This window comes from Mycobacterium angelicum (assembly GCF_002086155.1).
Classification (GTDB): domain Bacteria; phylum Actinomycetota; class Actinomycetes; order Mycobacteriales; family Mycobacteriaceae; genus Mycobacterium; species Mycobacterium angelicum.
Genome location: NZ_MVHE01000283.1, coordinates 1 through 448 on the forward strand (window position 1 = coordinate 1; position 448 = coordinate 448).

Below are 448 nucleotides of genomic sequence, written 5' to 3' on the forward strand. Positions count from 1 at the left end.
TGGTCGCAGCCGGGGAATCGGCAGGTCATGTCTCGGATCCGGACGAATTCGGCCAGCTTGGCCGACGGCCGGTAGTGCGGCTCCGATCGCAGATCGCCGGGATGGCGCACGCGGCTGAGGGCGGCCCCACCGCGGATCAGCTCGGCCAGCAGTGGCGCGGGCACCACACCCCCGCCGCTGATCAGCGCGGCCGGCGGCTTGACCGCCGGGGTGGCGGGTGCTTCGGGTGCCAACGCGGGTTCCGGGCCGGATAGGCGTGGGTCAGGTGCAGCGCCTAGTGCTGCCGCGTCGGCGACGACGTGGATGACCACACCGGCGGCCCGCTCGTCGTTGCCGGCACCGGAGGGGCAGTCGGGCTTGCCGCAGCCGCACGCCAGGTGGTCGGCGCCGGCGGCCAGCGCGCCCAGCGCGTCGGCGCGGCGCTGGGCCAGGGTGCGCGGGTCATCCT

The 448-nt window shown here is 75.4% G+C and carries 1 protein-coding gene; it reads right to left on the reverse strand.

The window, feature by feature from the left end:
• Window positions 1-448, reverse strand: a 448-nt coding sequence (locus BST12_RS29410; RefSeq protein WP_139802094.1) for a DUF222 domain-containing protein, incomplete at both ends; no start/stop codon positions are given.